This window comes from Methanobrevibacter oralis (genome assembly GCF_001639275.1).
GTDB classification, from domain to species: domain Archaea; phylum Methanobacteriota; class Methanobacteria; order Methanobacteriales; family Methanobacteriaceae; genus Methanocatella; species Methanocatella oralis.
This window is the reverse complement of the sequence record NZ_LWMU01000020.1, coordinates 1-751: the sequence shown is the minus strand read 5'-3', so window position 1 is coordinate 751 and position 751 is coordinate 1. Positions and strand designations below refer to the sequence as shown.

Here is a 751-nt window from a genome sequence, read left to right as displayed (position 1 = left end):
CAAGTATACTTAGGTTTTCAGAGCATAAAAGTCTTTTGGATTTTGGCTTTAAAAAGCAGACAAAAAAATTTTTCAAAAAATATGAAAACGCATGTAAAACAGATAATAAGCATAATGAATTGATAAAATTCATTGAATATTGTTATAATTATGCTAAAATTGCTTTAAACAATTATTCGTGCAAATATTCTAAGAAATTATACTCTCAACCAGCATTATTCACAATTATTGCTTTAAAGATTTACTTAAAAATGACTTATCGCCAAATAATGGATTTTATATCATTTTCAGACGCATTAAGAAAATATCTCAAGATTAAAAAGGCTCCCGATTACTCAACAATCCAGAAATTCTTTAAAAGAATGCCAACAAACATGTTTGAAAGAATAACAGAACAAATAATTCAACATTTAGAAATTAAACCCACAACAGCTGCTCTTGATGGCACAGGATTTACTAATGACTACGCAGATAAATATTATGCACAAATAAAAGGCAAAGAAAGAAAAAGCTACACCAAATGCCATATTGCAGTCGACATAGATACAAAAATAATCCTTTACTCACAAGCATTAAAAGGCCCAAAACACGACACACAATTCGCAATAGCATCAATAAGAAGCTTAAAAAAAATACAACATTAAATACATAATAACAGACAAAGCTTACGACACCAATAAAATAAGAGAATGCATAAACGAAGAAATAAAAGCATCAGACCAAATACCACTCAAATCCAACTTCAAACACG

Annotated in this window: 1 protein-coding gene; it reads left to right on the top strand. The window is 29.0% G+C overall.

All coding sequences use genetic code 11. From position 1 onward, the window contains the following. Positions 1–644: transposase (locus MBORA_RS11025; RefSeq protein ID WP_248845825.1), on the top strand; the 644-nt coding region annotated here is incomplete at its 5' end. Positions 645–751 lie beyond the last annotated feature (107 nt).